General features: G+C 63.1%; 34 protein-coding genes. 33 read left to right on the top strand and 1 reads right to left on the bottom strand.

All coding sequences use genetic code 11. The features are described 5' to 3' along the window. Positions 1-329 precede the first annotated feature (329 nt). The 31 genes from rpsL to rplQ all read left to right on the top strand — a co-directional run bounded on the left by rpsL (position 330) and on the right by rplQ (position 19,493). Positions 330-701, top strand: a complete 372-nt coding sequence (gene rpsL, locus P9217_RS23270; protein ID WP_006202128.1) for a 30S ribosomal protein S12 — start codon at positions 330-332, stop codon at positions 699-701. Between the two features lie 62 nt (positions 702-763). Continuing rightward, entirely contained in the window at positions 764-1,234 is a 471-nt protein-coding gene (rpsG, locus tag P9217_RS23265; protein WP_095780442.1) for a 30S ribosomal protein S7, read from the top strand. A gap of 29 nt (positions 1,235-1,263) precedes the next feature. Further along, positions 1,264-3,354, top strand: a complete 2,091-nt coding sequence (fusA, locus tag P9217_RS23260; protein WP_067321482.1) for an elongation factor G — start codon at positions 1,264-1,266, stop codon at positions 3,352-3,354. Positions 3,355-3,455: 101 nt separating this feature from the next. Continuing rightward, positions 3,456-4,631 carry an elongation factor Tu gene (gene tuf, locus P9217_RS23255; RefSeq protein WP_066989565.1) on the top strand — a complete coding sequence of 392 codons (1,176 nt, stop codon included), beginning with the start codon at positions 3,456-3,458 and terminating at the stop codon, positions 4,629-4,631. A gap of 66 nt (positions 4,632-4,697) precedes the next feature. After that, positions 4,698-5,006 (top strand): 30S ribosomal protein S10, encoded by a 309-nt coding sequence (gene rpsJ, locus P9217_RS23250; RefSeq protein ID WP_006205468.1) that lies wholly within the window; start codon positions 4,698-4,700, stop codon positions 5,004-5,006. A 94-nt stretch (positions 5,007-5,100) separates the two neighbouring features. Further along, on the top strand, positions 5,101-5,817 hold the full coding sequence (gene rplC / locus P9217_RS23245) for a 50S ribosomal protein L3 (protein ID WP_067321479.1): 717 nt from the start codon (positions 5,101-5,103) through the stop codon (positions 5,815-5,817). Further along, the gene (gene rplD / locus P9217_RS23240) at positions 5,817-6,437 is read left to right on the top strand and encodes a 50S ribosomal protein L4 (protein ID WP_066989592.1); all 621 of its coding nucleotides are present in this window, start codon (positions 5,817-5,819) and stop codon (positions 6,435-6,437) included. Before rplC ends, rplD begins: the two co-directional genes overlap by 1 nt. Then, positions 6,434-6,727 (top strand): 50S ribosomal protein L23, encoded by a 294-nt coding sequence (locus P9217_RS23235; protein ID WP_040983033.1) that lies wholly within the window; start codon positions 6,434-6,436, stop codon positions 6,725-6,727. The genes rplD and P9217_RS23235 overlap by 4 nt, the downstream gene beginning before the upstream one ends. A gap of 22 nt (positions 6,728-6,749) precedes the next feature. Beyond that, a complete protein-coding gene (rplB, locus tag P9217_RS23230) occupies positions 6,750-7,583 on the top strand; it encodes a 50S ribosomal protein L2 (RefSeq protein WP_040970375.1) in 834 nt (277 codons plus the stop codon). Positions 7,584-7,599: 16 nt separating this feature from the next. After that, positions 7,600-7,878, top strand: coding sequence for a 30S ribosomal protein S19 (gene rpsS / locus P9217_RS23225; RefSeq protein ID WP_006205463.1), 279 nt, complete (start codon positions 7,600-7,602; stop codon positions 7,876-7,878). Positions 7,879-7,880: 2 nt separating this feature from the next. After that, on the top strand, positions 7,881-8,270 hold the full coding sequence (gene rplV / locus P9217_RS23220; protein ID WP_066989594.1) for a 50S ribosomal protein L22: 390 nt from the start codon (positions 7,881-7,883) through the stop codon (positions 8,268-8,270). After that, on the top strand, positions 8,270-8,992 hold the full coding sequence (gene rpsC / locus P9217_RS23215; protein WP_066989596.1) for a 30S ribosomal protein S3: 723 nt from the start codon (positions 8,270-8,272) through the stop codon (positions 8,990-8,992). Before rplV ends, rpsC begins: the two co-directional genes overlap by 1 nt. 27 nt (positions 8,993-9,019) lie before the next feature. Beyond that, complete coding sequence (gene rplP, locus P9217_RS23210) at positions 9,020-9,433, top strand: 50S ribosomal protein L16 (protein ID WP_027170364.1); 414 nt, start codon at positions 9,020-9,022, stop codon at positions 9,431-9,433. A gap of 12 nt (positions 9,434-9,445) precedes the next feature. Continuing rightward, positions 9,446-9,646, top strand: coding sequence for a 50S ribosomal protein L29 (gene rpmC / locus P9217_RS23205; protein ID WP_040970379.1), 201 nt, complete (start codon positions 9,446-9,448; stop codon positions 9,644-9,646). Positions 9,647-9,657: 11 nt separating this feature from the next. Next, entirely contained in the window at positions 9,658-9,897 is a 240-nt protein-coding gene (rpsQ, locus tag P9217_RS23200) for a 30S ribosomal protein S17 (protein WP_040970380.1), read from the top strand. An 81-nt stretch (positions 9,898-9,978) separates the two neighbouring features. Beyond that, a complete protein-coding gene (rplN, locus tag P9217_RS23195; protein ID WP_006205457.1) occupies positions 9,979-10,347 on the top strand; it encodes a 50S ribosomal protein L14 in 369 nt (122 codons plus the stop codon). A gap of 12 nt (positions 10,348-10,359) precedes the next feature. Further along, complete coding sequence (gene rplX / locus P9217_RS23190; RefSeq protein WP_059188493.1) at positions 10,360-10,674, top strand: 50S ribosomal protein L24; 315 nt, start codon at positions 10,360-10,362, stop codon at positions 10,672-10,674. Next, entirely contained in the window at positions 10,667-11,245 is a 579-nt protein-coding gene (rplE, locus tag P9217_RS23185; protein WP_095777622.1) for a 50S ribosomal protein L5, read from the top strand. Before rplX ends, rplE begins: the two co-directional genes overlap by 8 nt. Positions 11,246-11,271: 26 nt before the next feature. Then, complete coding sequence (gene rpsN, locus P9217_RS23180; RefSeq protein WP_059188495.1) at positions 11,272-11,577, top strand: 30S ribosomal protein S14; 306 nt, start codon at positions 11,272-11,274, stop codon at positions 11,575-11,577. A 12-nt stretch (positions 11,578-11,589) separates the two neighbouring features. Then, on the top strand, positions 11,590-11,988 hold the full coding sequence (gene rpsH / locus P9217_RS23175; RefSeq protein WP_095800670.1) for a 30S ribosomal protein S8: 399 nt from the start codon (positions 11,590-11,592) through the stop codon (positions 11,986-11,988). Positions 11,989-12,101: 113 nt separating this feature from the next. Further along, the gene (gene rplF / locus P9217_RS23170; protein WP_067321468.1) at positions 12,102-12,635 is read left to right on the top strand and encodes a 50S ribosomal protein L6; all 534 of its coding nucleotides are present in this window, start codon (positions 12,102-12,104) and stop codon (positions 12,633-12,635) included. Between the two features lie 88 nt (positions 12,636-12,723). Then, on the top strand, positions 12,724-13,086 hold the full coding sequence (rplR, locus tag P9217_RS23165; protein WP_127248175.1) for a 50S ribosomal protein L18: 363 nt from the start codon (positions 12,724-12,726) through the stop codon (positions 13,084-13,086). A 127-nt stretch (positions 13,087-13,213) separates the two neighbouring features. Continuing rightward, the gene (rpsE, locus tag P9217_RS23160; protein ID WP_095807478.1) at positions 13,214-13,783 is read left to right on the top strand and encodes a 30S ribosomal protein S5; all 570 of its coding nucleotides are present in this window, start codon (positions 13,214-13,216) and stop codon (positions 13,781-13,783) included. A gap of 25 nt (positions 13,784-13,808) precedes the next feature. After that, complete coding sequence (gene rpmD / locus P9217_RS23155; RefSeq protein WP_027170355.1) at positions 13,809-14,006, top strand: 50S ribosomal protein L30; 198 nt, start codon at positions 13,809-13,811, stop codon at positions 14,004-14,006. 23 nt (positions 14,007-14,029) lie between these two features. Next, positions 14,030-14,503: a 50S ribosomal protein L15 gene (rplO, locus tag P9217_RS23150; protein WP_066989606.1), complete on the top strand. Its 474-nt coding sequence runs from the start codon at positions 14,030-14,032 to the stop codon at positions 14,501-14,503. A 278-nt stretch (positions 14,504-14,781) separates the two neighbouring features. Further along, entirely contained in the window at positions 14,782-16,122 is a 1,341-nt protein-coding gene (gene secY, locus P9217_RS23145) for a preprotein translocase subunit SecY (protein WP_066989608.1), read from the top strand. After that, positions 16,119-16,709, top strand: a complete 591-nt coding sequence (locus P9217_RS23140) for an adenylate kinase (protein ID WP_095780445.1) — start codon at positions 16,119-16,121, stop codon at positions 16,707-16,709. Before secY ends, P9217_RS23140 begins: the two co-directional genes overlap by 4 nt. A 222-nt stretch (positions 16,710-16,931) precedes the next feature. Next, positions 16,932-17,300, top strand: a complete 369-nt coding sequence (gene rpsM / locus P9217_RS23135) for a 30S ribosomal protein S13 (protein WP_027170351.1) — start codon at positions 16,932-16,934, stop codon at positions 17,298-17,300. Positions 17,301-17,457: 157 nt separating this feature from the next. Next, on the top strand, positions 17,458-17,847 hold the full coding sequence (gene rpsK / locus P9217_RS23130) for a 30S ribosomal protein S11 (RefSeq protein ID WP_006205444.1): 390 nt from the start codon (positions 17,458-17,460) through the stop codon (positions 17,845-17,847). A 99-nt stretch (positions 17,848-17,946) separates the two neighbouring features. Then, positions 17,947-18,957 carry a DNA-directed RNA polymerase subunit alpha gene (locus P9217_RS23125; RefSeq protein WP_059188661.1) on the top strand — a complete coding sequence of 337 codons (1,011 nt, stop codon included), beginning with the start codon at positions 17,947-17,949 and terminating at the stop codon, positions 18,955-18,957. Between the two features lie 104 nt (positions 18,958-19,061). Then, positions 19,062-19,493 (top strand): 50S ribosomal protein L17, encoded by a 432-nt coding sequence (gene rplQ, locus P9217_RS23120; protein ID WP_095800672.1) that lies wholly within the window; start codon positions 19,062-19,064, stop codon positions 19,491-19,493. Between the two features lie 66 nt (positions 19,494-19,559). On the opposite strand, the gene P9217_RS23115 is transcribed toward rplQ, so the two are convergent. Next, positions 19,560-20,186, bottom strand: a complete 627-nt coding sequence (locus P9217_RS23115; RefSeq protein WP_278055901.1) for a hypothetical protein — start codon at positions 20,184-20,186, stop codon at positions 19,560-19,562. Positions 20,187-20,319: 133 nt separating this feature from the next. Between P9217_RS23115 and P9217_RS23110 the strand changes: the two genes are divergently transcribed. Together P9217_RS23110 and P9217_RS23105 are read left to right on the top strand one after the other, a co-directional pair. Then, a complete protein-coding gene (locus P9217_RS23110) occupies positions 20,320-21,813 on the top strand; it encodes a DegQ family serine endoprotease (RefSeq protein ID WP_095825450.1) in 1,494 nt (497 codons plus the stop codon). Positions 21,814-21,857: 44 nt separating this feature from the next. Beyond that, complete coding sequence (locus tag P9217_RS23105; protein ID WP_278087611.1) at positions 21,858-23,165, top strand: replication-associated recombination protein A; 1,308 nt, start codon at positions 21,858-21,860, stop codon at positions 23,163-23,165. The last annotated feature ends 190 nt before the right edge of the window (positions 23,166-23,355 follow it).

Here is a 23,355-nt window from a genome sequence, read left to right as displayed (position 1 = left end):
TTTTCCGCATGGCTGCCAAGCTCCGGATCGGGCGCAATATTTGCCGTTCCGGGGTTGACGGATAGGGGGCTTGCGAGTAGAAGCCGCCACGTCAGAACCGATGTGAGACTTGCTTTTCCGAGGCGACGCGCCTTGGAGTTTGCCTCAAACAGGGTTCGTTTTACGAGCGAAAAGACATCTCCGGCGCGCATGAAGCGGCTTCCGCTTCCTCTGCAATTTGTTCGGGCAGGACCGCGAGGCGCGGTGTGTTGCCCGAATTCGCGTATGGAAATGACGCTTTGAGCGGCCCTGACAGGGCAAGACACGGAATTGAGAGACAAGAGGGTTTAATGCCTACCGTCAACCAGCTGATCCGCAAGCCGCGCCTGGCGCCGGTGAAGCGCAACAAGGTCCCGGCCATGCAGCAGAACCCGCAGAAGCGGGGCGTCTGCACGCGCGTCTACACGACGACGCCGAAGAAGCCGAACTCGGCGCTGCGCAAGGTGGCCAAGATCCGTCTGACCAATGGTTTCGAAGTGATCGGCTACATCCCGGGCGAAGGCCATAACCTTCAGGAGCACTCGGTGGTCATGATCCGTGGCGGCCGCGTCAAGGATCTGCCGGGCGTCCGCTATCACATCATCCGCGGCGTGCTCGACACCCAGGGTGTGAAGAACCGCAAGCAGCGCCGTTCGAAATACGGTGCCAAGCGTCCGAAGTAAGGGTTTCCGGCTTCGGCGCTTTTTTTGACTGCGCCGTGCCACGAGATTGAGAGACAAGAGCCATGTCCCGTCGTCACAGTGCAGAAAAGCGTGAGATCAATCCGGACCCCAAGTTCGGCGATCTGGTCGTCACCAAGTTCATGAACGCCGTCATGTATGACGGCAAGAAGTCGGTTGCCGAGACCATCGTCTACGGCGCGCTGGACCAGGTCCAGTCCAAGACCAAGCAGGAGCCGGTCGCCGTCTTCCACCAGGCGCTCGACAATGTCGCGCCGCATGTGGAAGTGCGTTCGCGTCGCGTCGGCGGCGCCACCTACCAGGTTCCGGTCGACGTGCGCCCCGAGCGCCGCCAGGCGCTGGCCATCCGCTGGCTGATCGCCGCCGCGCGCAACCGCAACGAGACCACGATGGTCGACCGCCTCTCGGGCGAGCTGATGGACGCGGCCAACAACCGCGGCACGGCCGTCAAGAAGCGTGAAGACACCCACAAGATGGCGGAAGCCAACCGCGCCTTCGCGCACTACCGCTGGTAAAGCGCGAACGAGACTGAGAGGCACCTCCCATGGCCCGCGAATACAAAATCGAAGACTACCGCAATTTCGGTATCATGGCGCATATCGACGCCGGCAAGACGACGACGACCGAGCGCGTCCTGTACTACACGGGCAAGTCGCACAAGATCGGCGAAGTCCATGACGGCGCTGCCACCATGGACTGGATGGAGCAGGAGCAGGAACGCGGCATCACCATCACCTCTGCCGCGACCACGACCTTCTGGAAGGGTCGCGACGGCAAGATGCGCCGCTTCAACATCATCGACACTCCCGGACACGTCGATTTCACCATCGAGGTCGAGCGTTCGCTGCGCGTGCTCGACGGCGCCATCGCGCTGCTCGATGCCAACGCCGGCGTCGAGCCGCAGACCGAGACCGTGTGGCGCCAGGCCGACAAGTACCACGTGCCGCGCATGATCTTCTGCAACAAGATGGACAAGATCGGCGCCGATTTCTACCGCTCGGTGGAAATGATCGGCTCGCGCCTCGGCGCGCAGGCCGTCGTCATGCAACTGCCGATCGGCGCCGAGACCGAGTTCAAGGGCGTCGTCGACCTCGTCGAAATGAACGCGCTTGTCTGGCGCGACGAGACGCTGGGCGCTGCCTGGGACGTCGTCGAGATCCCGGCCGACCTCAAGGACAAGGCCGCTCAGTATCGCGAGAAGATGATCGAGGCCGCCGTCGAGATGGACGAGACCGCGCTCGAGAATTACCTCGAAGGCAACATGCCGTCGAACGACGAGATCCGCGCGCTGATCCGCAAGGGCACCATCGCGGTCAAGTTCTTCCCGATGTTCTGCGGCTCGGCCTTCAAGAACAAGGGCGTGCAGCCGCTGCTGGACGCCGTTGTCGAATACCTGCCGTCGCCGATCGACGTGCCGGCCATCAAGGGTGTCGACGCCAAGACCGACGCCGAGATCGAGCGTCATGCCGACGACAACGAGCCGCTGTCGATGCTGGCGTTCAAGATCATGAACGACCCGTTCGTCGGCTCGCTGACCTTCGCTCGCATCTATTCGGGCAAGCTCACCAAGGGCACCTCGCTCGACAACACCGTGAAGGGCAAGAAGGAGCGCATCGGCCGCATGCTGCAGATGCATGCGAATTCGCGCGCCGATATCGAGGAAGCCTATGCCGGCGACATCGTCGCGTTGGCCGGCCTCAAGGACACGACGACCGGCGACACGCTCTGCGATCCGCTGCATCCGGTCATCCTCGAGCGCATGGAATTCCCCGATCCGGTGATCCAGATCGCCATCGAGCCGAAGACCAAGAACGATCAGGAAAAGATGGGCCTCGCGCTGCATCGCCTGGCGGCCGAGGATCCGTCCTTCCGCGTCAAGACCGACGAGGAAAGCGGTCAGACCATCATCGCCGGCATGGGCGAGTTGCATCTCGACATCATCGTTGACCGCATGCGCCGCGAGTTCAAGGTGGAAGCCAATGTCGGCGCTCCGCAGGTGGCCTATCGCGAGACGATCACCCGGACCCACGAGCAGGACTACACGCACAAGAAGCAGACGGGCGGCACCGGCCAGTTCGCTCGCGTCAAGATCGTGTTCGAGCCGAACACCGAGAGCGAAGAGTTCCTGTTCGAGTCCAAGATCGTCGGCGGCGCGGTGCCGAAGGAATACATCCCCGGCGTCGAGAAGGGCATCCAGAGCGTCATGGGTTCCGGCCCGTTTGCCGGCTTCCCGATGATCGGCGTCAAGGCGACGCTGATCGACGGTGCCTTCCACGACGTCGACTCCTCGGTGCTGGCGTTCGAAATTGCCTCCCGCGCCTGCTTCAAGGAAGCCGCACCCCGGCTTGGTGTGCAGCTCCTGGAGCCGATCATGAAGGTCGAGGTCGTGACGCCGGAAGACTATGTCGGCGGCGTTATCGGCGACCTCAACGGCCGTCGCGGCCAGATCCAGGGCCAGGAAGCGCGTGGCGTGGCAGTCGTCATCAACGCGATGGTGCCTTTGGCCAACATGTTCAAGTACGTCGACAATCTGCGTTCGATGTCGCAGGGCCGCGCCCAGTACACGATGCAGTTCGACCACTATGAGCCGGTCCCTACGGCGGTGGCCCAGGAAGTCCAGAAAAAGTACGCGTGAGAATGCCTGTGCCACCGGAACCGCGGCTCTTACGCGTTTCCGGTTCGGCTGGAGCGAATATCAATTTCCCCGAGCGGGATGAGTAAAGACGGAGAAATACAGTGGCAAAAGGTAAATTCGAGCGCACCAAGCCGCATGTGAACATTGGCACGATCGGCCACGTCGATCATGGCAAGACGTCGCTGACGGCGGCGATCACGAAGTATTTTGGCGAATACAAGCGCTATGACCAGATCGACGCGGCGCCGGAAGAGAAGGCGCGCGGCATCACCATCTCGACGGCGCATGTCGAGTACGAGACGGCCAACCGTCACTACGCCCATGTCGACTGCCCCGGCCATGCCGACTATGTCAAGAACATGATCACCGGCGCCGCCCAGATGGACGGCGCGATCCTGGTGGTTTCGGCCGCCGACGGCCCGATGCCGCAGACCCGCGAGCACATCCTTTTGGCCCGCCAGGTCGGCGTGCCCTCGATCGTGGTGTTCCTGAACAAGGTCGACCAGGTCGACGACGCCGAGCTGCTCGAGCTGGTCGAGCTCGAGGTTCGCGAGCTGTTGACCAAGAACGAGTTCCCCGGCGACGACATTCCGATCGTCAAGGGTTCGGCGCTGGCCGCTCTGGAAGATTCGAACAAGACCATCGGCGAGGACGCCATCCGCGAGCTGATGGCGCAGGTCGACGCCTACATCCCGACGCCGGTCCGTCCGCTGGACAAGCCGTTCCTGATGCCGATCGAGGACGTGTTCTCGATCTCGGGCCGCGGCACGGTCGTGACCGGCCGCGTCGAGCGCGGCGTGGTCAAGGTCGGTGAGGAATTGGAGATCGTCGGCATCCGTCCGACGGCCAAGACCACCTGCACGGGCGTGGAGATGTTCCGCAAGCTGCTCGACCAGGGCCAGGCCGGCGACAACATCGGCGCGCTGTTGCGCGGCATCGACCGGGAGGGTGTCGAGCGCGGCCAGGTTCTGGCCAAGCCGGGTTCGGTGAAGCCGCACAAGAAGTTCGTGGCCGAAGCCTACATCCTGACCAAGGACGAGGGCGGCCGTCACACGCCGTTCTTCACCAACTACCGGCCGCAGTTCTACTTCCGCACCACCGACGTGACCGGCATCGTGACGCTGCCGGCAGGCACCGAGATGGTGATGCCCGGCGACAACATCACCGTCGATGTCGAGCTGATCGTGCCGATCGCGATGGAAGAGAAGCTGCGCTTCGCCATCCGTGAAGGCGGCCGCACCGTCGGTGCCGGCATCGTCGTCACCATCAAAGAATAATTGGACGAAACGGATCTGTCGCGGGCGCGGGGCTGCCCGCGCCGCGCCAGAACAAGGAATTGACGCATGAACGGACAGAATATCCGCATCCGCCTTAAGGCGTTTGACCACCGGGTGCTCGACGCCTCGACGCGCGAAATCGTGTCGACCGCCAAGCGCACCGGCGCCAACGTCCGCGGCCCCATTCCGCTGCCGACGCGGATCGAAAAGTTCACGGTCAACCGGTCGCCTCACGTCGACAAGAAGAGCCGCGAGCAGTTCGAGATGCGCACCCACAAGCGGCTGCTCGACATCGTCGATCCGACCCCGCAGACGGTCGATGCTCTGATGAAGCTCGATCTGGCCGCCGGTGTCGACGTCGAGATCAAGCTCTAAGGAACAAGAGGGCGGGGCGACCCGGAACTCTGAAGGAAGCAAGAGGCGTGGAGGGGCGTCAGCCCCGACAGGGAACTCTAAAGGAATTGAACCGATGCGTTCAGGTGTGATTGCAAAGAAGGTGGGAATGACCCGCATCTATAACGATGCAGGGGAACACGTTCCCGTCACCGTTCTCCAGATGGAGAACTGCCAGGTCGTGGCGCAGCGCACGCAGGAGAAGAACGGCTACACCGCCGTCCAGCTCGGCGTTGGCCTTGCCAAGGTGAAGAACACGTCGAAGGCGATGCGCGGCCATTTCGCTGCCGCCTCCGTCGAGCCAAAGGCGAAGCTCGCCGAGTTCCGCGTCTCCGCCGACAACATGATCGACGTCGGCGCCGAGCTCACCGTCGAGCACTTCGTCGCCGGCCAGAAGGTCGACGTGACGGGCACCTCGACCGGCAAGGGTTTTCAGGGCGTGATCAAGCGGCACAACATGGGTGGCGGCCGTGCCACGCACGGTAACTCGGTCTCGCACCGCACGCACGGCTCGACCGGACAGCGCCAGGACCCCGGCAAGGTGTTCAAGGGCAAGAAGATGGCCGGCCACATGGGCGACGTTCGCGTCACCACCCAGAATGTCGAGGTCGTCTCGACCGATGCCGACCGCGGCCTGATCCTGATCCGCGGCGCCGTCCCGGGGGTGAAGGGCGCCTGGATCCTGGTCCGTGACGCGGCCAAGGTTGCGCTGCCGGCCAACGCGCCGAAGCCAGCCGCGATCCGTGCCGCTGCCGCCAAGAACGATGCCCCGGCCAATGAGGGAGCGGAATAATGGACCTCAAGATCACAACCCTCGGCGGCAAGGACGCCGGCAAGGTAAAGCTCTCCGAGGAGATCTTCGGCCTTGACCCGCGTGAGGACATCCTGCAGCGCGTCGTGCGCTGGCAGCTGGCCAAGAAGCAGCAAGGCACGCACAAGGCCAAGGGCCGCGCCGAGATCGCGCGCACCGGCGCCAAGATGTACAAGCAGAAGGGTACGGGCCGCGCCCGTCACCATTCGGCTCGCGCTCCGCAGTTCCGCGGCGGTGGCAAGGCGCACGGCCCGGTCGTGCGCAGCCACGAGCACGAGCTGCCGAAGAAGGTGCGCGCTCTGGGCTTGAAGCACGCTCTCTCGGCCAAGGCCAAGAGCGCTTCGCTGATCATCGTCGACGAGCTGAAGCTCGCCGAAGCCAAGACCAAGGCGCTGGTTGCGAGCCTCGAGACGCTCGGGCTCACCAATGCCCTGGTGATCGGCGGCGCCGAGCTTGACCAGAACTTCAAGCTGGCGGCGACCAACATCCCCAACATCGACGTGCTGCCGATCCAGGGCATCAACGTCTACGACATTCTGCGCCGCGGCACGCTGGTCCTTTCGAAGGCCGCCGTCGAGGCTCTCGAGGAGCGCTTCAAATGACCGACCTCCGTCACTACGACGTGATCGTCTCGCCGGCGATCACCGAAAAGTCGACCATGGCTTCCGAGCAGAACCAGGTCGTCTTCAATGTCGCCAAGAAGGCGTCGAAGCCGGAAATCAAGGCCGCCGTGGAAGCTCTCTTCGGGGTCAAGGTTACGGCCGTGAACACGCTCGTCCGTAAGGGCAAGATCAAGCGCTTCCGCGGCACGGTTGGCCGCCAGGGCGACGTCAAGAAGGCGGTTGTGACGCTGGCCGACGGCCAGTCGATCGACGTCGCGACGGGTCTCTGAGCAAGGCCGCGAGGACAGGACAATGGCACTCAAGAAATTCAACCCGGTAACGCCGAGCACCCGTCAGCTGGTCATCGTCGACCGCTCGGGCCTCTACAAGGGCAAGCCCGTCAAGGGCCTGACCGAAGGCCTGACCAAGTCGGGCGGCCGCAATAATTACGGCCGCATCACGGCCCGCTTCATCGGCGGCGGTCACAAGCGTTCGTACCGCATCATCGACTTCAAGCGTAAGAAGTACGACGTCGTCGGCACGGTCGAGCGCATCGAATACGATCCGAACCGCACCGCCTTCATCGCGCTGATCAAGTATGACGACGGCGAGCTGTCCTACATCCTGGCGCCGCAGCGTCTGGCCGCCGGCGACAAGATCGTGGCCGGCGAAGCGGTCGACGTGAAGCCGGGCAACGCGATGCCGCTGGCCTCGATGCCGGTCGGCACGATCGTCCACAACATCGAGCTGAAGCCGGGCAAGGGCGGCCAGGTCGCCCGTTCGGCGGGCGGCTACGCCCAGCTCGTCGGCCGCGACCAGGGCATGGCGATCCTGCGCCTCAACTCGGGCGAGCAGCGCGTCGTGCACGGCTCCTGCATGGCCACCGTCGGCGCCGTGTCGAACCCCGACCACGGCAACATCAACGACGGCAAGGCCGGCCGCACGGTGTGGCGCGGCAAGCGCCCGCACAATCGCGGCGTGGCCATGAACCCGGTCGATCATCCGCACGGTGGTGGCGAAGGCCGCACCTCGGGTGGCCGTCACCCGGTTTCGCCCTGGGGCAAGCCGACCAAGGGCAAGAAGACGCGGTCCAACAAGGCGACCGACAAGTTCATCGTGCGCTCGCGCCATCAGCGCAAGAGCTAAGAAGAGGTAACGCCAAGTGACTCGTTCGATTTGGAAAGGCCCCTTCATCGACGGCTACCTTCTCAAGAAGGTGGACAAGGTTCGTGAAGGCGGTCGCAATGAGGTGATCAAGATGTGGAGCCGTCGCTCCACCATCCTGCCGCAGTTCGTCGGCTTCACCTTCGGTGTCTACAACGGCCAGAAGCACGTTCCCGTCTCCGTGAACGAGGACATGGTCGGCCACAAGTTCGGTGAATTCGCTCCGACCCGGACCTACTACGGTCATGGCGCGGATAAGAAGGCGAAGAGGAAATAATCATGGGCAAGGCCAAAGCTCCGCGCAGGCTTGCTGACAACGAGGCGCGCGCCGTTCTGCGCACCATCCGTATCAGCCCGCAGAAGCTGAACCTGGTTGCCGCGCTGATCCGCGGCAAGAAGGTCGCGACAGCGCTTTCCGACCTCGAATTCTCGGCCAAGCGGATTTCCGGCACGGTCAAGAAGACCCTGGAGTCGGCGATCGCCAACGCGGAAAACAACCACGACCTCGATGTCGACGCACTGATCGTATCGGAAGCCTATGTCGGCAAGTCGATCGTCATGAAGCGTTTCCACGCGCGTGGCCGTGGTCGCGCCAGCCGTATCGAAAAGCCGTTCTCGCACCTCACGATCGTCGTTCGTGAAGTCGAGGAAAAAGGGGAGGCCGCATAATGGGCCAGAAAGTCAATCCGATCGGGCTGCGTCTCGGCATCAACCGCACCTGGGATTCGCGCTGGTTCGCGAACACCGGCGAATACGGTCAGCTGCTGCATGAGGACATCAAGATCCGTAAGTATCTTGAGAAGGAACTCAAGCAGGCCGCGATCTCCAAGGTCGTGATCGAGCGTCCGCACAAGAAGTGCCGCGTCACCATCCATGCCGCGCGTCCGGGCCTGATCATCGGCAAGAAGGGCGCCGACATCGAGAAGCTCCGCAGGAAGCTGATGGAGATGACGAAGTCCGAGACGCACCTCAACATCGTTGAAGTGCGCAAGCCGGAAATCGACGCCACGCTGATCGCCCAGTCGATCGCCCAGCAGCTCGAGCGCCGCATCGCGTTCCGTCGCGCCATGAAGCGCGCCGTTCAGTCGGCCATGCGTCTTGGTGCCGAAGGCATCCGCATCAACTGCTCCGGCCGTCTCGGCGGCGCCGAAATCGCGCGCATGGAGTGGTACCGCGAAGGCCGCGTGCCGCTGCATACGCTGCGCGCCGATGTCGACTACGGCACGGCCGAGGCGAACACGGCGTACGGCATCTGCGGCGTCAAGGTGTGGGTGTTCAAGGGCGAGATCCTCGAGCACGACCCGATGGCGTCGGAGCGTCGCGCCACGGAAGGCGATCACGGCGGTCAGACCGGCGAGCGTGAGCGCGGTCGCCGTCGCGAGAACGCCTGAGAAATTTGAGAATTTGGAGTTAGAACGATGCTGCAGCCAAAGCGCACAAAGTTCCGCAAGCAGTTCAAGGGCCGTATCCACGGTACCGCCAAGGGCGGCACCAATCTGGATTTCGGCGGTTTCGGGCTGAAGGCGCTTGAGCCGAACCGCGTCACCGCGCGCGAGATCGAGGCGGCCCGCCGCGCGATCACCCGCGAGATGAAGCGCGCCGGCCGCGTCTGGATCCGGGTGTTCCCGGATCTGCCGGTCACCTCGAAGCCGACCGAAGTGCGCATGGGTAAGGGCAAGGGCGCCGTCGACTACTGGGCGGCGCGCGTCAAGCCTGGCCGCATCATGTTCGAGATCGACGGCGTCAGCGAAGAAACTGCGCGTGAGGCGCTGCGTCTCGGCGCCGCCAAGCTCTCGGTCAAGACGCGCTTCGTGCAGCGCATCGCAGAATAAGGACAGGCGATCATGAAAGCCGAAGATATCCGGACCAAGACCCAGGATCAGCTGGCCGACGACCTGGCCGCCCTCAAGAAGGAGCAGTTCAATCTGCGCTTCCAGAAGGCCACCGGCCAGCTCGAGAAGACCGCACGCGTGAAGCAGGTCCGCAGGGACATCGCGCGCATCAAGACCATCGCCGCGGAAAAAGCCGCGGCCAAGAAGGCTTAAGGACGAGAACCATGCCAAAGCGCATCCTGCAGGGCACCGTGGTCAGCGACAAGAACGAGAAGACGGTCGTCGTCAAGGTCGAGCGGCGCTTCACGCATCCCGTGATGAAGAAGACCGTGCGCCTGACCAAGAAGTACAAGGCGCATGACGAGAACAACGCCCACAAGGTCGGCGACCAGGTGTTCATCCAGGAATCGAAGCCGATCTCCAAGGACAAGCGCTGGGTCGTCATCACCGCGGATCAGGCTTGATCCGGGCGAACGAAACGAATTTTGGACAGACCGGGGAGGGGTGAAAGCCCGTCCCGTTAGAAAAGAAGAAGGCGGCCAGTCATGATTCAGATGCAAACAAACCTCGACGTCGCGGACAATTCCGGCGCCCGTCGTGTCATGTGCATCAAGGTGCTGGGCGGTTCGAAGCGGAAGTATGCCTCCGTCGGCGACATCATCGTGGTGTCGATCAAGGAAGCCATCCCGCGCGGCCGCGTTAAGAAGGGCGACGTGATGAAGGCGGTCGTGGTTCGCACGGCCAAGGACATCCGCCGTCCGGACGGCAGCGTGATCCGTTTCGACAAGAACGCGGCCGTTCTCGTCGACAACAAGAAAGAGCCGATCGGCACACGTATCTTCGGGCCGGTTCCGCGCGAGCTTCGCGCCAAGAACCACATGAAGATCATCTCGCTCGCGCCTGAAGTGCTGTAAGGAGCCGGACCCATGCAAAAGATCAGAAAAGGCGACAAGGTCGTCGTGCTTGCCGGCAAGGACAAGGGCCGTTCGGGCGAAGTCCTGTCGGTGCAGCCGAAGGAAGACACCGCGCTGGTCCGCGGCGTGAACCTCATTCGCCGTCACCAGAAGCAGACCCAGTCCCAAGAGGGCGGGATCATCACCAAGGAAGCGCCGATCCACCTGTCGAACATCGCGCTGGCCGACCCCAAGGACGGCAAGCCGACCCGCGTCGGCTTCGCCATCCAGAAGGACGGCAAGAAGGTGCGCGTCGCCAAGCGTTCGGGAGAAGTCATCAATGGCTAAGGCTGAAACCAAGCAGGCAGCTGCCAAGAACGAGCCGCGCCTCAAGAAGGTCTATCAGGAGACCATCCGCAAGGCGCTGCAGGAGCAGTTCGGCTACGACAACGAGATGCAGGTTCCGCGCATCGACAAGATCGTGCTGAACATGGGTGTCGGCGAAGCGACCGGCGATTCCAAGAAGCCCTCGGTCGCGGCCGAGGACCTCGCGCTGATCGCCGGCCAGAAGGCTGTCGTCACCCGCGCCCGCAATTCGATCGCGGGCTTCAAGGTGCGCGAGAACATGCCGATCGGCGCCAAGGTCACGCTGCGCAAGGAACGCATGTACGAGTTCCTCGACCGCCTCGTGAACATCGCGCTGCCGCGCGTTCGCGACTTTCGCGGACTGAACCCGAAGAGCTTTGACGGCCGTGGCAACTACGCCATGGGCATCAAGGAGCACATCGTGTTCCCGGAGATCAACTACGACAAGGTTGATCAGGTCTGGGGCATGGACGTCATCGTTTGTACGACGGCGAAGACGGATGACGAGGCCAGGGCGCTGCTCAAGGCCTTCAACTTCCCCTTCCGCCAGTAACGGCAGCGAAAAAGGAAAAATCTGAAATGGCAAAGACCAGCTCAGTCGAGAAGAACAACCGGCGCCGCAAGCTTGCCGGTCAGTACGCCGCCAAGCGCAAGGCGCTCAAGGACATCGTCATGGACCAGTCCAAGCCGATGGAAGAGCGTTTCCGCGCCCAGTTGAAGCTTTCGGCGCTGCCGCGCAACTCGGCCAAGATCCGCATCCGCAACCGCTGCGAAGTGACGGGGCGTCCTCGCGCCTACTATCGCAAGCTCAAGCTTTCGCGTATCGCGCTTCGCGATCTGGGCAACAACGGCCAGATCCCGGGCCTGGTCAAGTCGAGCTGGTAAGGAGACACTGAGATGTCATTGAGCGATCCTCTCGGCGATATGCTGACCCGCATCCGCAACGCCTATGGCCGCAAGAAGTCGACCGTCTCGACTCCGGCCTCGCGTCTGCGCGCCCGCGTCCTCGAAGTGCTGAAGTCGGAAGGCTATATCCGCGACTACAGCCAGACCGACTTCGAGAACGGCAAGTCGGAAATCGAGATCGAGCTGAAGTATTTCGACGGCGCTCCGGTCGTGCGCGAAATCGAGCGCGTCTCGAAGCCCGGCCGCCGCGTCTATGTCTCGGCCAAGTCGATCCCGCATGTCGCCAACGGCCTCGGCATCGCCATCCTTTCGACGCCGAAGGGCGTCATGGCCGATCACGAAGCGCGCGAGCAGAATGTCGGCGGCGAGATCCTCTGCCAGATTTTCTAAGGGTGAATGGTCAATGGTGAATAGTGAATGGTGAGACTGCACGGGACTTTGACCGCGCCGTTCGCCATTCCACCATTCACCATTCACAGCAGTAAAGGAAAGAGGAGACAACAATGTCTCGTATCGGAAAGAAACCCGTTTCGCTGCCGCAGGGCGTCTCCGCGACCGTCAACGGCCAGACCGTGACGGCGAAGGGCCCCAAGGGCGAGCTGAAGTTCGTGGTCAACGACGAAGTGCTGGTCAAGATGGAAGGCGCCGAGATTTCGGTCGAGCCGCGCGACCAGACCAAGACCGCCCGCGCCAAGTGGGGCATGTCGCGCACGCAGATCGTCAACATCCTGCAGGGCGTCAAGGACGGCTTCGAGAAGAAGCTCGAGATCACCGGCGTCGGCTATCGCGCCGCCATGCAGGGCAAGAACCTGCAGCTGGCGCTCGGCTTCAGCCACGACGTGGTCTATGAGACGCCGCAGGGCATCACGATCTCCGTGCCGAAGCCGACCGAAATCACGGTCTCCGGCATCGACAAGCAGCAGGTCGGCCAGGTCGCGGCCGAGATCCGCGAGTATCGCGGTCCCGAACCCTACAAGGGCAAGGGCGTGCGCTATGCCGACGAGCGGATTGTCCGCAAGGAAGGCAAGAAGAAGTAAGACTTTTGATCGCCGCGGGGCGCGACCGCGGGAGGCTTGGCCTACCGCACACGGTTGCCCCCGTTTTCTGAAGGCAAGGAACAGAATCATGGCTAGCCCCAAAGAAACCACCCAGCGCCGCGCGCAGCGCGTGCGCCGCCAGCTCAAGAAGGTCGCCGGCGAGCGGCCGCGGCTTTCGGTGCACCGCACCTCGAAGCACATCTACGTCCAGGTCATCGACGACGCCAAGGGCCACACGCTCGCCGCCGCCTCGACCCTGGAGAAGGACCTGAAGGGCTCGCTCAAGACCGGCGCCGACAGCGCCGCCGCTGCCGCGGTCGGCAAGCTGATCGCCGAGCGCGCGTCGAAGGCCGGCGTCAAGGAAGTCGTCTTCGACCGCGGCCCGTACATCTATCACGGCCGCGTCAAGGCGCTGGCCGAGGCTGCCCGCGAAGGCGGTCTGAGCTTCTAATGCATGATCCCGAAAAGTTGCAGACTTTTCGGACAGGATCATGCAAAGGAGAAATTCACCGCCGGTGGTCGCTAGAGGCGCCGGCAAACAGCAACCCGTGCTTCCGGAAAAGAACAAGGACTAGGATATGGCACAGGAACGTAGGGAAGGCGGCCGCGGCCGCGAGCGTGAACGCGAAGAGCGCGACGACGGCATGGTGGACAAGCTTGTCCACATCAACCGCGTCGCCAAGGTGGTGAAGGGCGGCCGTCGCTTCGGCTTTGCCGCGCTTGTCGTCGTCGGCGACCAGAAGGGCCGCGTCGGCTTCGGCCACGGCAAGGCGCGCGAAGTGCCGGAGGCGATCCGCAAGGCGACCGAATCGGCCAAGCGCGACATGATCTTCGTGCCGCTGCGTTCGGGCCGCACGCTGCATCACGACGTCGAGGGCCGCTGGGGCGCCGGACGCGTTCTGCTGCGCGCCGCCAAGCAGGGTACCGGCATCATCGCGGGCGGCCCGATGCGCGCCGTCTTCGAGACGCTCGGCATGCACGACGTGGTCGCCAAGTCGATGGGTTCGTCGAACCCCTACAACATGGTTCGCGCCACCTTCGACGCGCTGAAGAGCCAGATGCATCCGAAGGATGTGGCAGCTGCGCGCGGCATCAAGTACTCGACCCTTCAGGCCCGCCGCGGCACCGCCGTCGCGACCGAAGAATAGTCGACGCTGACCAGGGATTTCGACCATGGCCAAGAAAGCTACCAAGACCATCACCGTCGAGCAGATCGGTTCGCCGATCCGCCGGCCGAAGGAGCAGCGCGCGACGCTGGTCGGCCTCGGCCTCAACAAGATGCACAAGCGGCGTACGCTGGAAGACACCCCTTCGGTGCGCGGCATGATCGCCGCCGTCCAGCACCTCGTCCGCGTTGTGGACGAGGCCTGAACGGAAGCGCAGGAGACAGAAACATGAAACTCAACGATCTGCGTGACAAGGACGGCGCCACGCACTCCAGGAAGCGCCTCGGTCGCGGCATCGGCTCCGGCTCTGGCAAGACCGCCGGTCGCGGCGTCAAGGGCCAGAAGGCACGCTCGGGCGTTGCCATCAACGGCTTCGAGGGCGGCCAGATGCCGCTTTACCGGCGCCTGCCAAAGCGCGGCTTCAACAACCTGTTCGCCAAGAGCTTCACCGTCGTGTCGCTTGCCCGCATCCAGGCTGCCGTCGATGCCAAGAAGCTCGACGCGAAGGAGACCGTGACGGCTGAGACCCTGATCGCTGCCGGCGTCATCCGCCGCGCCAAGGACGGCGTGCGCGTGCTCTCCGACGGCGAGCTCAAGGCCAAGCTCAGCTTCGACGTCGCCGGCGCCTCCAAAGCTGCGATCGAGAAGATCGAGAAGGCCGGCGGTTCGGTGAAGCTGCCGGAAGCGGCCGCCGCCGAGTAACGGCGATTTGAAGCGCGGCCGGCGGGTATGGTTTCATTTTTGCCGCCCGTCCGCGCTTTGATCTGATCAATTAGGCGGCCGCGTCAACGCGGCCGCTTGCATGTTGACGGTCCGGAGCTTATCTCGTGAGCTTCGGTGACACGCGCCGCCTGAGCTGCGGGCATCGAGCGCGACATAGAAATCAATGAAGTAGAGCATAATCAATGAAGTAGAGGATGATGTCTTCCGAAAACCGCTTCACACTTTTCGGCATCATGCTCTAGCGGAGAAAATCAGGCATGGCTTCGGCTGCTGAACAACTAGCCTCCAATCTGAATTTTGCGGCCTTCGCCAAGGCCGAGGATCTGAAGAAGCGCATCTGGTTCACCGTCGGCGCGCTGCTCGTCTACCGCCTCGGCACCTACATCCCGCTTCCCGGGATCAATCCCGACGCTTTCGCGCAGGCCTTCTCCTCGCAGAGCAAGGGCGTGCTCGGCATGTTCAACATGTTTGCCGGCGGCGCCGTGCAGCGCATGGCGATCTTCGCGCTCGGCATCATGCCCTACATCTCCGCTTCCATCATCATGCAGCTGATGACCTCGGTCATCCCGTCGCTGGAAGCGCTGAAGAAGGAAGGCGAGCAGGGCCGCAAGATCATCAACCAGTACACGCGCTACGGCACCGTGCTGCTGGCCTTGGTGCAGGCCTACGGCATTTCGGTCGGGCTGGAGGGCGGCAACGGTATCGTCACCGATCCCGGCATGTTCTTCCGCATCTCGACCGTCGTCACGCTTGTCGGCGGGACCATGTTCCTGATGTGGCTCGGCGAGCAGATCACCGCGCGCGGCATCGGCAACGGCATTTCGCTGATCATCTTCTCGGGCATCGTCGCCGGTCTGCCGCACGCCATTTCAGGCACGCTGGAACTCGGCCGCACCGGTGCGCTGTCCACGAGCCTGATTCTCGCGATCATCGTGCTCGCCGTCGTCGTCATCGGCGTCATCGTCTTCTTCGAGCGCGCCCAGCGCCGCCTGCTCATCCAGTATCCGAAGCGGCAGGTCGGCAACCGCATGTTCCAAGGCGACACCTCGCATCTGCCGCTGAAGCTCAACACCTCGGGCGTCATCCCGCCGATCTTCGCCTCCTCGCTGCTGCTTCTCCCGGCAACGGTTGCCGGCTTCTCGCAGACCACCAACCTGCCTGCCTGGGCGAGCACGGTTCTTGCGGCGCTGGGCCACGGCCAGCCGCTCTATATGGCGTTCTATGCGGCGATGATCATTTTCTTCGCCTTCTTCTATACGGCAATCGTCTTCAACCCGAAGGACACGGCCGACCAGCTCAAGAAGCATTCCGGCTTCATCCCGGGCTATCGTCCGGGCGAGCGCACCGCCGAATATATCGACTATGTTCTGACGCGTATCACCGTCATCGGCGCCATCTACCTGGTGCTGGTGTGTCTGCTGCCTGAGTTCCTGATTTCAGCGACTGGCGTACCTTTCTATCTCGGTGGCACATCGCTTCTGATCGTGGTCAGTGTCACGCTCGACACGGTGGCGCAGATTCAGGGTCACCTGATCGCGCACCAGTATGAGGGCCTGATCAAGAAGTCGAAGTTGCGCGGGGGTAAGAGGAGCAGATGAGGCTGATATTGCTTGGGCCGCCAGGAGCGGGCAAGGGGACGCAAGCACAGAGACTGGTAGAAAAACACGGCATACCCCAGCTTTCGACGGGAGACATGCTGCGTGCCGCCGTCCAGGCCGGAACCGAAGTCGGCAAGCGGGCCAAGGCGGTTATGGATGCCGGCGAGCTGGTATCGGACGCGATCGTCAATGCGATCGTTGCCGAGCGGATCGACCAGCCCGACTGCGCCAGGGGCTTCATCCTCGACGGTTATCCGCGCACGCTGGTGCAGGCCGATGCCGTCGAAGCCATGCTCGCCGAGCGCAACATCGCGCTCGACAGCGTCATCGAGCTCGTCGTCGACGACAAGGCGCTGGTCGGGCGCATCGTCAAGCGGGCCGAGGATGCCAAGGCGGCCGGCCAGCCGGTGCGCAAGGACGACAACCCGGCGGTGTTCGAGGAGCGCCTGCGAGAATATTACAAGAAGACGGCGCCGCTGACCGGCTACTACTATGCCAAAGGCAGGCTGAAGAGCGTTGACGGCATGGCCAGCATCGACGCGGTGACCGCGGAGATCGAGAAGGTGCTCACGGCGGCGGTGAGCTAGGCCGCTCCGACAAGCAAAGATTGCGCTTGACTGGAAGAAGCCATTGGGGTATGGCGGCCCGTCTTCCTATCAGGCATGGACTTTGCTTGCCCGCAAGGGCAGGGCATCCGTTTTGAACCAGGAAACTCCCGCAAGGGCCGGCCTCCACCGGACGCGGGGCAACTTAGATAGCGCCGGGCCTGCCTTTTGAAGGATGGCCGGCCCAAATGGAGATGAAAGAACATGGCTCGTATAGCCGGCGTCAACATTCCGACCAACAAGCGCGTCGTCATTGCGCTTCAGTACATTCACGGCATCGGCAAGAAGTTTGCCCAGGAGATCGTCGACAAGGTCGGCATCCCGGCAGACCGCCGCGTCAACCAGCTGACCGACGCGGAAGTGCTGCAGATCCGCGAGACGATCGACCGCGACTACCAGGTCGAAGGCGACCTGCGCCGCGAGGTCTCGATGAACATCAAGCGGCTGATGGACCTCGGCTGCTACCGCGGCCTGCGTCACCGCCGCTCGCTGCCGGTCCGCGGCCAGCGCACGCATACCAATGCGCGCACCCGCAAGGGCCCGGCCAAGGCGATCGCCGGCAAGAAGAAGTAATTAGGGGAATAAGGGGGTAGGGGAGTAAGGCAGTAGGGAATAGTCCGAAATCGGATCGTTCATTTCCCCACTCCCTTACTGCCCTATTCCCCTACTCCCTTACGAAGGTGGAGCCGCTGGCGTTACGGCGGTGTAGAGATCAACTGAAAGGACTACCATGGCCAAGGAAGCCGCTCGTGTTCGCCGTCGCGAACGCAAGAACATCTCGTCGGGCGTTGCCCACGTCAATTCGACCTTCAACAATACGATGATCACCATCACCGACGCGCAGGGCAATTCGATCGCCTGGTCGTCCGCCGGCGCCCAGGGCTTCAAGGGTTCGCGCAAGTCGACCCCGTTCGCCGCCCAGATGGCCGCCGAGGACGTCGCCAAGAAGGCCCAGGAACACGGCATGCGCATGCTCGAGGTCGAGGTCTGCGGACCCGGCTCCGGCCGTGAATCGGCGCTGCGCGCCCTGCAGGCGGCCGGCTTCACCATCACCTCGATTCGCGATGTGACGCCGATCCCGCACAATGGCTGCCGTCCGCGCAAGAAGCGCCGCGTCTAATATTTTTGAACGCCGCGTGAGCGCCAGGGCGCTCCTCCGCGGCAATTCCAGGCTGCCCGCCACGATTGGATGGTGGCGGGTCAAAGGAAGGAAGACACCATGATCCAGAAAAACTGGCAGGAACTGATCAAGCCGAACAAGATCGAGTTCTCGTCGAAGAAGAAGACGCTGACCACGCTTGTGGCCGAGCCGCTCGAGCGTGGCTTCGGCCTCACGCTCGGCAACGCGCTGCGGCGCGTGCTTCTGTCTTCGCTGCGCGGTGCGGCCGTCACCGCCGTGCAGATCGACGGCGTGCTGCATGAGTTCTCGTCCATCGCCGGCGTGCGCGAGGACGTGACCGACATCGTGCTCAACATCAAGGAAATCGCCATCCGCATGGAAGGCGATGGTCCCAAGCGCATGGTCGTGCGCAAGCAGGGCCCGGGCGCCGTGCTTGCCGGTGACATCCAGACGGTCGGCGACGTCGAGATCCTCAACCCCGACCACGTGATCTGCACGCTGGACGAGGGCGCGGAGATCCGCATGGAATTCACCGTCGACACCGGCAAGGGTTATGTGCCGGCTGAGCGCAACCGCGCCGAGGACGCGCCGATCGGCTTGATCCCGGTCGACAGCCTCTACTCGCCGGTCAAGAAGGTCTCCTACAAGGTCGAGAACACCCGCGAGGGCCAGGTTCTCGACTACGACAAGCTGACCATGACCATCGAGACCGACGGTTCGATCTCGGGCGAGGACGCCGTGGCTTTCGCGGCCCGCATCCTGCAGGACCAGCTCAGCCTGTTCGTCAACTTCGACGAGCCGCAGAAGGAAGTCGCCACCGAGGCCGTCACCGAGCTGGCCTTCAACCCGGCGCTGCTCAAGAAGGTCGACGAGCTCGAGCTTTCGGTGCGTTCGGCCAACTGCCTGAAGAACGACAACATCGTCTATATCGGCGACCTGATCCAGAAGACCGAAGCCGAGATGCTGCGCACTCCGAATTTCGGCCGCAAGTCGCTGAACGAGATCAAGGAAGTGCTGGCGGCGATGGGTCTGCACCTCGGCATGGAAGTGCCGGACTGGCCGCCGGAAAACATCGAAGACCTCGCCAAGCGTTACGAGGATCAGTATTGAGCATGAATTCCAAGGATCGGCGGCGCGAGCCGCTCGATCCGACGGTCATGCGGAAAACCATCAGAGGCCGTGGCCTCTTGAACAACTAAAGAAGGAAAAGAGCCATGCGCCACGGTTTTAAAGGCCGTCGCTTCGCCCGCAGCGTAAGCCACCGCAAGTCGATGTTCGCCAACCTCGCAGTGTCTCTGATCGAGCACGAGCAGATCGTCACCACCCTGCCGAAGGCGAAGGACCTGCGTCCGATCGTCGAGAAGCTGGTGACGCTCGGCAAGCGCGGCGACCTGCACGCCCGCCGCCAGGTGATCGCGCAGATCGGCAATGAAGGCGTCGTCAAGCGCCTGTTCGAAACCATCGCACCGCGCTACGCCAGCCGCAACGGCGGCTACCTGCGCATCATGAAGGCGGGCTTCCGCCACGGCGACAATGCCGCCATGGCGGTCATCGAGTTCGTCGACCGCGACACCTCGGCCAAGGGCGCCGCCGACCGCGCGCGTCTCGAAGCCGAAGGCGGCGACGAGGAAGCCGCGGCCGCATAAGGCCAGGTTTTCAGCGAATGAATTCAAGGGGCCCTCGGGCCCCTTTTTGCGTTCTTGTGTCTGGCGCTATCCGAGAATATCCAAATAGTCACGGCCGGACAACGCGCGCCAATTGAGCACCCCAGGCACCTCCTCGGCGGCAGGTTGCGGATATGAATAGATGCTGTCGACCTTGGTTCGGGGATCGATATCCCGCAAAAGCCGACCTAGCTTTGCTTCTTCCAGATGCCTGACCGGGTCACCATCACCTATGAATGATGTATCGACTTGAAAGTGCACCTTGATGCAGCCGGCGCAAATGTTTAGCAGGACACTATCGCTCAGTGCGGCGTAGTGGACCTTTGTGCGTTGAAGGTCCCAGAGCCCGGCGGAAAGAAACTCCGAGGGTTTTGTCTTTCCACTGAATCTGTCCAAGGACAGCTTTAGCCGTTCCGTCACAGGCTCGAATTTGCCCTTGAGTTGGGCCGCGCCTTCGACCTGAAACCAGTTCATCCGGTAGGGAGCGGCAATGTCGAACGAAATCTCCACCTTGCCGAAACACCAATAGAGCGGAACGTCACCATCATCATCGACGTCCCAGTCGTCGGGCGTGCCAAGCACCTTCGCGACATCGATCAGCTTCATCTCAGGGGAAAGCGGCCCCAAGGTTCCGGTTGCCAAGAAATCGCAGAAGGAAGCGACCTGTTTTTTCATCAGACGAACCGCGGTACCCGATTGCGCCTGTAGCTATAGCCGGCTACTGGCTGAAAATAATTCGATATCATCGCCTTAGCCTTTCATTCTGCACAATCGTCGGGACAATGGCGCCTGATCTGGAGGATTCGGAATGCACCTCAAACGGCTGTTTCTTATTGCGGTGTGCACGCTTGCCGCTTTCGCCGCGGCTCCTAGCGTCAGACAGGCATTCGCAGAAGATGCCGCCAAGCCGGCCGACCCTGGCCTTTCCGACGTGCTGACCGATCTCTTGCATGGCGTCGAGGGCGAGAACTCCACTTCCGGGCCCGACAAGCGCGTGCCGTTCGGCCGCGAGGAGGTGCAGCTTTCGTTCGCGCCGCTGGTCAAGCAGACGGCGCCGGCCGTGGTCAACGTCTACGCCTCGCAGACCGCAAAGGTGACCTCGCCATTCGAGGGCGATCCCTTCTTCGAGGAGTTCTTCGGCCGCGCGCAGCCGCGCGCGCAGTCTTCGCTCGGTTCCGGCGTGCTGGTCGATCCGAGCGGCGTGATCGTCACCAACTACCATGTCATCAAGGATGCCGACGAGGTGAAGGTCGCGACGGCCGACGGGCGCGAGTTCACATCCAAGGTGATGCTGAAGGACGAGACACTCGATCTTGCCGTGCTCAAGATTTCCGCCGACAAGCCGTTCCCGGTGATCGCCATCGGCGATTCCGACGCGCTCGAGGTCGGCGACCTGGTGCTCGCCATCGGCAATCCCTTCGGCGTCGGCCAGACGACCACCAGCGGGATCGTTTCGGCGCTTGCCCGCAGCCATATCGGCGTTTCCGACTCCGGCTATTTCATACAGACCGATGCCGCCATCAATCCCGGCAATTCCGGCGGCGCGCTGATCAACATGGGCGGCCAGCTGGTCGGCATCAACACGGCTATCTATAGCCGCAGCGGCGGCTCGATCGGTATCGGTTTCGCCATTCCGTCGAACATGGTCAGGGCTTTCGCCGACGCCGCCAAAGCCGGCCTGGATTTCTTCGAGCGGCCCTATATCGGCGCCGAGTTTGAAGCCGTGACACCCCAGATCGCGGAATCGCTTGGCATGGAAAAGCCGACAGGCGCGCTGGTCTCGTCGGTCGATGGGGCCGGACCGGCCGGCAAGGCGGGGCTCAAGCCCGGCGACGTCGTGCTGTCGCTCAACAACACCCCGGTCGAAAGCATCGAGGCGCTGGATTACCGCATGGCGACGCTGTCGATCGGCACCAAGGCGACCTTCGCCGTGCTGAGCAAGGGCCAGCAGGCAACGCTTGAGATTGCGCTGGAGCGCGCGCCCGAAGGCGCGAAGCCGAGCGAGGTCACGCTGCATGGCCGCAGCCCCTTCGCCGGGGCCAAGGTGGCAGAGCTTTCGCCGCGCCTTGCCCAGCGTCTCGGGCTGCGCACCGACATGAAGGGGGTCACCGTGGTCGACATCAACCGCGATTCACCGGCCGCCGATTTCGGCTTCCAACCGGGCGACATCGTGCGCGAAGTGAACGGCACGAGCATCGATAAGGCGGCGACGCTGGCACAGATTGCGCAGCAGGACACGCGGTGGTGGCGGTTTACCGTCGAGCGCGGTGGGCAGATACTGCGCCAGGTGTTGCGTTACTGAGCAGGCTCTGGAAAAGGGGCCGCGTTCCAACCAAATAAAAGTGCATGGCCGATCTGTTCAGCGTCGATGAACCGGAGAAGGCGCCGCCTGGCCGACCGCTGGCTGACCGGTTGCGCCCGAAGACCCTTGGCGAGGTTGTCGGCCAGGAGCACTTGACCGGCCCGGATGGCGCGCTGACGCGGCTGATCAATTCCGGCACGCTCGGCTCGATGATCTTCTGGGGCCCGCCCGGCACCGGCAAGACGACGGTGGCGCGGTTGCTCGCCGGCGAAACCCACCTTTCCTTCGAGCAGATATCGGCGGTGTTTTCCGGCGTCGCCGACCTGAAGAAAGTGTTCGAGGCAGCAAAACTGCGCCGGACCAATGGCCGCCAGACGCTGCTCTTCGTCGACGAGATCCATCGCTTCAATCGTGCCCAGCAGGATGGTTTTTTGCCGGTCATGGAAGACGGCACGGTGGTGCTGGTCGGCGCCACGACGGAGAACCCATCCTTCGAGCTGAACGCGGCGCTTCTGTCCCGCGCGCGGGTGCTCGTCTTCCGCTCGCTGGACGAGGAGAGCATCGCCAAGCTGCTGGAGCGGGCCGAGGCGACCGAGGGCAGGGCGCTGCCGCTCGACGACGAGGCGCGGGCCATGCTGATCCGCATGAGCGATGGCGACGGTCGTGCCTCGCTGACGCTCGCCGAGGAGGTCTGGCGCGCCGCCAAGCCGGGCGAGGTGTTTGGGCCCGAAGGCCTGCAGCGCGTCATCCAGCGTCGCGCGCCGATCTACGACAAGGGCCAGGACGGCCATTACAACCTGATCTCGGCGCTGCATAAATCGGTGCGCGGCTCGGATCCGGACGCTGCGCTGTATTACCTCGCCCGCATGTTCGATGCCGGTGAGGATCCGCTCTATCTCGGCCGCCGGCTGGTGCGCATGGCGGTGGAAGATATCGGGCTTGCCGATCCGCAGGCCCTGGTCGTCGCCAATGCCGCAAAGGACGCCTACGATTATCTCGGCTCGCCCGAGGGCGAACTCGCCTTCGCCGAGGCCACCGTCTACCTCGCCACCGCGCCCAAGTCGAATGCCGTCTACACCGCCTTCAAGGCGGCCACACAAGCGGCCAAGGAATTCGGCTCGCTGCTGCCGCCCAAGCACATCCTCAACGCGCCGACCAAGCTGATGAAGGAAGAGGATTACGGCGCCGGCTACCGCTACGACCACGACGAGCCGGATGCCTTTTCCGGCCAGGACTATTTCCCGGAAAAGATGGGCCGCCGCACTTTCTACGATCCGCCCGAGCGCGGCTTCGAGCGCGAGGTCAAGAAGCGGTTGGAATACTGGGCAAAGCTGCGCAAAGAGCGGGAATAGCCGCTTCCGCGACTCGGCGGGCTCGGGTGCTTCGCGGCGAAGCTTCGTCGGCATGACAGCAAAGTCGAGATGCTGGCGCGATCGTGAGCGGGCAAACCTGTTCCAGATTGTGCCGCGTCATGAAAAATCCTATGAAGGCGCACGGCTGGCGGAGGTCGCCGTGATTTGGCTCATGCGAACAGGATCGCGC

The organism is Mesorhizobium sp. WSM4989, assembly GCF_029625795.1.
Classification (GTDB): domain Bacteria; phylum Pseudomonadota; class Alphaproteobacteria; order Rhizobiales; family Rhizobiaceae; genus Mesorhizobium.
Note: the sequence above shows the minus strand (reverse complement) of the source record. Positions and strands in the feature narration are given on the sequence as shown.